Annotated in this window: 5 protein-coding genes; 1 reads left to right on the forward strand and 4 read right to left on the reverse strand. The window is 75.4% G+C overall.

Features of this window, described 5'->3' with window-relative positions; translation table 11 throughout:
* Together HMPREF3159_RS00245 and HMPREF3159_RS00250 are read right to left on the reverse strand one after the other, a co-directional pair.
* Positions 1-3,990: DUF4011 domain-containing protein (locus tag HMPREF3159_RS00245; protein WP_070499023.1), on the reverse strand; the 3,990-nt coding region annotated here is incomplete at its 3' end.
* Between the two features lie 69 nt (positions 3,991-4,059).
* The gene (locus HMPREF3159_RS00250) at positions 4,060-4,920 is read right to left on the reverse strand and encodes a DeoR/GlpR family DNA-binding transcription regulator (protein ID WP_083305715.1); all 861 of its coding nucleotides are present in this window, start codon (positions 4,918-4,920) and stop codon (positions 4,060-4,062) included.
* A 170-nt stretch (positions 4,921-5,090) separates the two neighbouring features.
* On the opposite strand from HMPREF3159_RS00250, the gene HMPREF3159_RS00255 reads away from it, so the two are divergent.
* A complete protein-coding gene (locus HMPREF3159_RS00255; RefSeq protein ID WP_070499024.1) occupies positions 5,091-5,288 on the forward strand; it encodes an antitoxin in 198 nt (65 codons plus the stop codon).
* 165 nt (positions 5,289-5,453) lie between these two features.
* Here HMPREF3159_RS00255 and HMPREF3159_RS18105 read toward each other — a convergent pair whose 3' ends face one another.
* The gene (locus HMPREF3159_RS18105) at positions 5,454-6,077 is read right to left on the reverse strand and encodes a copper resistance CopC family protein (RefSeq protein ID WP_083305716.1); all 624 of its coding nucleotides are present in this window, start codon (positions 6,075-6,077) and stop codon (positions 5,454-5,456) included.
* A 116-nt stretch (positions 6,078-6,193) separates the two neighbouring features.
* Positions 6,194-7,436, reverse strand: a 1,243-nt coding sequence (locus tag HMPREF3159_RS16520; protein WP_083305717.1) for a nitrilase-related carbon-nitrogen hydrolase, incomplete at its 5' end; no start/stop codon positions are given.

A 7,436-nucleotide genomic window follows, 5' to 3' on the forward strand; every position in this document is an offset into this window, starting at 1 on the left:
CTCGTCGGTGTCGGACGGCGCCTCGGCGCCCGCGGGCGCGTCGGAACCGGCGGCGCCATCGTCCGCGGCCCGGGCGTCGTCGTCGGACTCCGCTGCCGGCTGCTCCGCCTCCTGTCCGGTCCCGGCGCCGTCGGTCTCGGGGTCCGCGCTCTGCAGGGAGGCGGCGGACTTGCGGGCCAGCGCCGCCTCGATCGCGGCGTCGAGGTCCTCGTCGGAGAGCTCCTGCGCGTGCGCCGACTCCGTGGGAGCTGCCGGCTCCGCCGCGGCGCCGCCGCGGCCGTCCTGCACGGCGCCCTCGCTCCCGTCCGGGGCGGGGGCGGCGGGTGCGGCGCGCAGCGCTTCGGGGTCGGGCGGAGCGATCTCCTCGTCGCTGCCCGTGAGCGCGGCGACATGGGGGACGACGGGGACGTCGTGCCCGCCCTGCAGCACCCAGAGCAGGGCGCGCAGGTCCCGGGCGCCGTCGGAGCGCAGCCGGGCGTGATCGAGGTCCTGCACCGCGAGGGAGGAGACCACGGTGGTGCGGCCGCGGGCGCGGGTGATGACGGTGGCGAGGGCCTTGCGGCCGCTCTCCTCGGACAGCGGTCCGAAGCGGTGCAGCAGCCGGCCGTGCGGGGTCTTCCCGAAGCCGATCGAGACGATGATGTCGTCGCGCAGCACGGAGGTGGCCTGCGCGGCGGGCAGCACGGTGAACACCTCGCGGGCGCCGGGGTCGAAGTAGTCGCGCAGCGCCGGGATGACGGAGACGGTGTTCATGATCCGCTCCATCAGGCGCCGGGCGTGCTCCTCGGTGAAGGTGAGCACGGCCAGGGACCGCTCGGGGCGGGTGCGGGCGTGCTCGATCACGAGGTCGGTGACACGGCGCAGCTCCGCCTCGGTGGACTCGACGTACTCCGTCCCCTCGGTGACGGGGCCGCGGCCGTTCTCGACGGTGACCAGGCGGTCCTGCTCGGGGGCGACGGGGCTCGGCACAGCCACGACCTCGCCGACCAGGGCGCGGCGCTGGGCGAAGCCGCGCAGCCCCTCGGTCGCGGGATGGGGATCGCGCAGGATCTCCTGGTGCGGGGCGATGCGCAGCATGTCGTCGAGGAGGCTCGGGACCGAGTCCCCGCCGTACTCGAGCACATCGCCGACGACGACGGTCTGCGACGCCCGGACGATCGAGGGCAGCGCCGCGGCGGTGGGCAGGCGCCCGCCGTCGGCGACGATCAGCACGTCGAAGTGGCGTCCCCGCGGGATGACCTGCGGGACCAGGTACGGGGAGGCGAGCCAGGCGGGGCGGGCCGCGAAGAGGATGTCCTCGTACTTCGCGGCGAGGTCGCGGATGGACACGGTCGAGGAGCGGGCGAGCTCGGCGATCGCGGCGCGGGAGGTGTCCGGGTAGAGCTTCATCGTCGCCACCCTCGTCTCGTCGGCCGCGGCGTGCACGCGCGCGGAGGCGCCGGCGAGATAGGCGGCGTCCAGTCGACGGAACCGCTCGGCGACCTGGGAGAGGGAGGTGCCGTCGTACTGGGAGATGGTCGGCTCGGCGCCGGCGATCAGCTCGAGGACGCTGCGCCACCAGGCCAGCTCCAGCTCGGCGCCGACCTGGTCGATCGGTACGCGGCGGGCACGGAGGTCCTCGACGAGTTCGCCGAGGCCGTCGAAGCCGAGTCGGCGCAGCAGCTCGGTGCGACGCGGGAGGGTCTCGAGGTCGGCGCTGTCCGCGGCGAGGGCCTCGACGCGGCGCTCGAGCTCGTCGAGGCCGGTGCGGGCGAGGTCGGCGCCGGCTCCGGTGCCGTCCAGGAGCACGGCCAGCTCGTCGAGCACCTTCTGGGAGCGGGCGGCGATGCGGTGGATCTGCTCGAGGTCCTCGGGCAGGGACGGCCGCGAAGGGCTCCCCTCCGTCTCGGCGGCGTGGCGGCGCCACTCCTCGAGGACATCACGGGCCTCGCCGAGGTCGCGGTGCAGGTCCGGGGACAGGGAGGCGGGGCGCTGCAGCGCGGCGGCCTCCTTCTTCAGCCGCCGACGGGCGCCGAAGCCCATCTCCACGCCGCGCTCCTCGCGCCAGCGCTTGTCGGCAGTGGCGGCGACGAGGTCGGGCAGCGGGGCGGCGAACACGGCGGACTGGAAGGTGCCCAGCAGCGCCTGCACCCGGTCCAGCAGGGCGAGGCGCTCGCCGAGCTGGACGAGGGTCGCGGGCTCGCGCAGTCCCAGCTCTCCGCCGGCGCGGGCGCCGGCGCGGCGCAGCTGCGGCAGGATCTCGTCGCGCAGCTGGTCCACGAGCTCCTCGGCCCGCGATGCCTGGGTGTCGGAACTGATCGGCGCGCCGTACCAGGCGGTCTGCTCGGGACCGGTGGAGAGAACGCCCACCTCGGCCGCCTCGCGCAGCGCCTCGGCGTAGCGCTCGCGGTCCTCCCCCACCATCTGCGCGGCCACGGAGCCGGGCAGGCGCACGGAGGTGCGGGGGGCGGGGTGGAGGCGGGTCAGCGCGGCGAGCGCGGAGATCGCGTCGTGGGCGGAGGCGTCCCACGGCTCCTGGATCCGGTGCATCGCCTCGACGTGGCCGACGAGGATGTCGCGGCTGGCGCCGAGCTCCTCGGGGGCGGCGTCGTCCGGACCGAGTCCGTGGGAGCCGGCGCGGCGCAGGCTGCGCAGCAGCGAGGCGGAGGCGTTGCGCTGCAGGGACGGGTCCGGGGAGAGGTCGAAGACGAGCTCGTCGAGGCCGCGGCGGCGGGCGATCTCGACGAGCTGGGAGAGGTTGCGGCGTCGCTGGGAGACGATCAGGACGCTCTTGCCGCGGGCGTTGAGCTCCTCGGCGAGGTCGACGACGAGGTCGAGGCTGGTGGTGCCGGGCGGGGTGGGCACGGCGAGGTCCCCGCCGGCCAGGACCCGTTCGAGCACGGCGCGGTGGCCGGGGTCGACGGCGGCGACCAGCTCGTCCTCGGGCACCGAGGGGAGCTCGGTCCCCGCCGCCTCCTGCACCTCGGTGCGGGCGGTCTCGTCGCCGGCGAGCGCGGCCACCAGCGGCGAGGCGGCCCAGTCCTCGCGCGCCTCGGCGAGGTCCTCGGCGACGGAGCCGGCGGCGTCCATCATGTTCCCGACGACGAGGGCGTGCAGGACGCGGAAGCCGGTCAGCGGCTGGCCGAGGGAGCGGAAGGCGTCCAGGACGGGGTTGGGGTCGAACCCGTGGGCGCCGTCGGTCGTGGCCAGCAGCGCGCGGGCGTCGACGGCGACGCCGGCCTCGCGCAGGGCGCGCAGCAGGACGGGGTTGAGGTCCGCGGTCGCGTCGACCTCGAGGTCGACGTCCTCGCGGGCGTTGCCGCGCAGACGCAGGGTCACGGGGCGCACGAGCACGGGGGCGTGGATCGGCTCGGAGCCGTCCTCGGGGTACCAGATCGCCTCCCCGATCCCGAGGTGGCAGGTGGTCAGGCCCACCTCCTCCGCGTGCCGCTCGGCGACCTCGCGGATGGTGCGGGCGTGGGCCCGGGCGTCGGCGAGCGCTCCGACCTCGCGGACCAGGGAGGACAGGCGCGTGGGGCCGCGGCCGGCGAGGAGCTGCGCGAGACCGGAGGGATGGGAGTGGGTGAGGTCCAGGACCGTGCCGCCGGCACGGATCTGGGTGAGGAAGGAGGGGGCGGTGACGCCGCCGGTGATCTGCTGGGCCCAGCGGTCCAGGGCGTCGGCGACGCGGTCCTCGCGGCTGAGCGGTCGGTGCTCGCGGCGGACCACGGGCACGCCGTCCTCGTCCTGCTCGGGCGCGATCCCGGCTCCGACCTCGTCGAAGCGGTGGTCGAGCACGACCTCGTAGCCGCCGGTCCACGCAGGCTCTGCCGGGGGCTCCTCGCGCTGCGGGGCGGCGGGTGCCGGATCGGGGCTCGCGGGGGCCTCCTGCTGGTCCCCGGACCGCTCGCCGCGACGCTCCCGGGCGAGGGCCGACAGGGCGTCGTCGCGCGACGGCGCCTCCTGGCCCGTGCTCTCCGGTCGCTTCTTCCCGCGCAGGAAACTCCACATGGGAGCCCACGCTACCGGGAGCGCGGCGGGCGTCAGCGCAGGCGTGCCGCCGTGGGACGCCCGACCTGCTCACACCTCGTGCAGGCGCACCGAGCTCTCCTGCAGATGAGCGCGGAGATCCTCGGGGACGGGGCCGGCGATGATCAGGTCGGTGAGCACGGAGACGGGGCAGATCCCGGCGAGCGCGCGGTGGCCGATCTTGTCGGCGGTGGCGAGGCCGACGACGCGGCGGGAATGGCCGATCATGATCCGGGTGACTCCCGCCTCGGCGTCGGAGTTGCAGGTCAGACCCGCACCGAGGTCGAGCCCGACGGTGCCGACGAACATCGTGTCCAGCCACAGGTCGCGCATGGTGGCGGTGGCGAGGGGGCCGGTGAGCTCGAAGGAGTAGGGCTCGGCGACGCCGCCGAGCACGACGGTGCGCACGGAGGGGCGCAGCACGGCCTCGGTCGCGATGTTCAGCGCCGCGCAGACCACGGTCAGCCCCGGCGTCCCGTCGCGGGAGTCGAGGTCGGAGCGGGAGACGGCCCGGCGGGCGGCGGAGGTGGTGGTGCGCCCGCCGTTGAAGCCGATGATCTGCCCGGGCTCGACGAGCGAGGCGGCGCGGTCCGCGACCCGTTCGCGCTGGGCGGAGCCCTCGTCGGCCGCACGGGGGACGCTGGCGAGGGAGTAGGCGACGTCGACCGCGACGATCCCGCCGTGGGTGCGGCGCGCGAGCTGGGCCCGCTCCATCTCCATGAAGTCCCGTCGCACCGTGGACTCGCTGACCTCGAGGTCAGCGGCGACCTCGGCGACGCTGAGGCGCTTGGTGGTGGTTAGCAGCGAGAGCACGTGGTCCCAGCGGGCGCTGCGTCCCCTCGCTGCGCGGCGCGGCGCCTGGGACGGGCTCGAGGGGGTCGACAGGGAGGGGCGGGGCCCGGCTTCGCGCATGCTCACGCAGACAGTATTCCGCGCTTTACGACCGATCACGCCTGTCGCGCGCAGATTCGACCAGATCCGGTCGGATCGTCGGGTCACGTTTGAGTCACGGCGGCGGGGCGTCGTACGTTGGCGATGTCGCCCCGGTCACGGGGTGGTTCCGCGAACGAAAGGACATGATCATGGTCTTCGATGACGCGCTGAACAAGGCCAAGGACTTCGCCGACGACAACCCGGACAAGGTCGAGCAGGGCCTCGACGGTGCGACCGACCAGGTCAAGGATCGCACTCCGGACAACGTCGACGGCCACGTCGACAAGGGCGCGGACGCCGCCCGCGACCGACTCGGACTCGGCGGGGACGACAACAAGGACAAGTGAGTCCCCGCTCCGCCTGAGCAACGAGGAACCCCCGAGGCATGCCTCGGGGGTTCCTCCGTGTCCGGACTCGATCAACGGCCACGGGCCGGCGCGCGCAGCCGATCCACGGGCGGCACGAGGCCGGTGGACCGGCGACGCGGGGTCCAGCGGCCGACGGGCTGGTCGTCAGTCGCGGCGGCGCATGATCAGCAGCACCGCGCCGACCACGCCGACCACGACGACGCCGAGCACGATGAGCAGCGGGGTCATGGAGGAGCCGCTCTCCTCCTCGGCGGCCTCGGACGTGGCCTGCTCGCCCTCCTCGGCGGGGGCGGTGGTCTCGGCGGGGGCGCTCTCCTCGGCGGGGCTGCTCTCCTCGGCGGGCGCCTCGGCGGTCTCCTCCGCGGCGGTGTCCTGCTCGACGGTCACCTCGAAGGTGCCCTCGATGGGGTGGCCGTCGCTGGAGACGACGCGCCACTGGACGGTGCTGGTCCCGGCGGGCAGCGGCTCCTCGAGGGTCGCGGTGGCGACGGGTCCGTCGACGCTCGGGGCGATCTCGGCCAGCTGCTCGCCGTTCTCGTCGGTGATCCGCACCAGCGGGCTCACCTCGAGGATGTCGGCGGAGAAGGTGAGGGTGATCGCCTCGGGCGAGGTCTCCAGCGTCGCGCCGTCGGCCGGATCCGACTCGAGCAGCGTGTCGTGGGCCTGCGCGGGCGCGCCGAGCGCGAGGAGCGCGGCGAGCAGGGCGGCGAAGAGCGCTGCGAGGGCGGCGGGGCGAACGGAGGCACGGCGGCTGAGCAGGGTGTTCACCCCGGCAGGGTACGCGAGGCTGTCGGGGCGGGTCTGTTCCCCAGGTCACGCCGACAGGCGGGCCCGCCCCACCGGACGCCCGGCGGTCCCGCGCCCCGGTCGTCCTCGCCGCGGGCTCAGCGCTCGGGCAGCGGCACCGCGTGGCGCAGCACGGGCAGGGCCGCGCGCGCCGTCTCGACCTCGGCGAGGTCCAGGTCGACCATCAGCAGTCCGGGCTCGAGCCCGAGCTCCTGGCGGATCCGGCCCAGCGGGCCGACGGCGGCGGAGCGGCCGACGCCGCGCGGGGGCCTGCCCGCGTAGCCGGCGGGCGGGGACTGGTCGGCGGCGAGGATCACCGTGGTGGAGTCCAGCGCACGAGCGCGCAGCAGCAGCTGAAGCTGCTCGCGCTTGCCGGGACCCTCGGCCCAGGCCGTCGGCAGCAGGATCGCGTGCGCGCCGCGGCGGGCGAGCGCCGTGAACTGCTCCGGGAAGCGCATGTCGTAGCAGGTCGCAAGGCCGAAGCGGGTGCCGGCGAGGTCGAAGGTGACCAGCTCCTGCCCGGGGGCGACGGTGGCGGACTCGTCGGCGTCGAAGGCGTCGAAGAGGTGGATCTTGCGGTACTCGAGCGAGGGGGTTCCGCCGGGGCCGCGCACGAGGACGGTGTTGTGGACGCGGCCGTCGTCGGCGGGGCTGAAGGAGCCGGCGACCACGACGAGGGAGTGCTCGTCGGCGAGCTCCTGGAGCAGGCGGGCGAAGTCCTCGTGGTGGGTCTCGGCGGCGGCGCGCAGGTCGGTGCCGAAGGGGGTGAGGGTCGCCTCGGGCAGGAGCACGAGGTGGGCGCCCTCCTCGGCGGCCTCGGCGACGGCGCCGCGGACCACGGCGACCATCGACTCATGATCGGTGGGCACCTCGATCTGGGCGAGCGCGATGCGGGGGCCGGCGGCGCGGCGCACCTGGTCCAGGGCGTCGGGGGTGTCGATGTCGGCGGCCTCGGAGCCGGTGACGGGCAGGCTCACGAGCTCGTCGTCGGCGAGCGTGCCGTAGAGGCGGCGCAGGCTGAGGTCCGCCCAGCCGCCGCCGGTGTGCTCGATCTGGGCGAGCGCGGCGCGGAGCCGGCCGAGCGGCCAGGCGGCGCCGAGGAACTGGACGTGCCCGTCCTTCGACTCGAGGGCGACGATGCGGCCGGTCTCGGCGCTGCGGGCGGCGAGGGCGCGGAGGGTCTCGGGGCGCAGCAGCGGCATGTCCCCGCCGAGGACCAGCACGGTCGCCTCGTCGGTCGCCTCGGAGATCTCGGCGACGCCGCGGGCGAGGGCGGCCAGCGGCCCGGAGCGGGGCGGGTCCTCGAGCACGAAGCGGGCGCCGTGGCGGGCGGCGAGGTCG

Origin of the sequence: Brachybacterium sp. HMSC06H03 (assembly GCF_001807385.1) — a bacterium.
Classification (GTDB): Bacteria; Actinomycetota; Actinomycetes; order Actinomycetales; family Dermabacteraceae; genus Brachybacterium; species Brachybacterium conglomeratum.